The following is a 934-nucleotide window of genomic DNA, read 5'->3' on the forward strand; positions in this document are numbered from 1 at the left end:
TGCAACAGCTCAAATTGCCTCAGCAGCAACAGAGCAAGCTTCCGTAGCACAAGATATGGCAAGAGGTGTGCAAAATACCGCTGATGGCATTAATGAATCATTCACCATTTTCAAAGATATGTATAAAAATGTCGAATATCTACGTGACCTGCAAGTAGAGTGTTTGAGCTACTTTGATGTAAGCAACGATGATGTACTGCTTCGCATGGCCAAGAGTGACCATATTGTGTGGGTAGATAAGGTTATCCGTTTTGCATTATTTGGACAAAACAGCGTACAAGAGAGTGAGCTAAAAGATCATACCCAATGTCGCCTTGGGAAATACCTAATGTCTGATAAAGGACAGCAGCTAAGTTCCAAGAGTCGCTTCAAAGAGCTTTATGAAGATGTTCATCCGAAAGTACACGCTAAGGGCATAGAAATCTATAAGGTCGCACGAGCAGGCGCTGAACCATTATCTCTGCAGGGTGCAGTTGAAGAGCTTATTGGCTTATCAGATAGCGTATTGGATATTCTTAATGAATTTATCCAGCACCGTTAGAATTTCTTAGACCTTGCAATATTACCTCTGTTTCAGAAGGTGAAAAACAGCCCGCCAATATGAGGCTTGTGGCGCTTCGAAATGCTTGCTTTAGATCTCGCCGGCAATGCTAGGTTTAGGTCTGCTTTCAAAAGCAAAAAAAGTGGCGTATTAATCATAGCAACAAATTTAGCGACGCTAAGCTTCATCTATTTTTTTGCACAACTGCAAATTCAAAGCTTAGCTAAAGCACTATTTCTCTAGCTTCAAAAGCACCCTGCGATTCAGCTCTTGCGCCTGAGCCGAGTCTTCTTTTCTGGCTGGTCTAGAGTCACCATAGCCTTTAGCACTGATACGAGCTTCTGCGACTCCCTCAGAAATAAAGAAGTCCATTAAGGTTTCCGCGCGTCTTTC

2 protein-coding genes are annotated in these 934 nt (G+C 42.6%); one reads left to right on the forward strand and one right to left on the reverse strand.

Translation table 11 applies throughout. From position 1 onward, the window contains the following. Positions 1 to 541 (forward strand): CZB domain-containing protein (locus A3729_RS01125; protein WP_197475463.1); only part of this gene is annotated, 541 nt, incomplete at its 5' end. Positions 542 to 772: 231 nt separating this feature from the next. Here A3729_RS01125 and A3729_RS34425 read toward each other — a convergent pair. Further along, on the reverse strand, positions 773 to 934 hold a 162-nt coding region (locus A3729_RS34425; protein WP_156497563.1), incomplete at its 5' end, for an OmpA family protein.

It is taken from the genome of Oleiphilus sp. HI0043 (assembly GCF_001634935.1).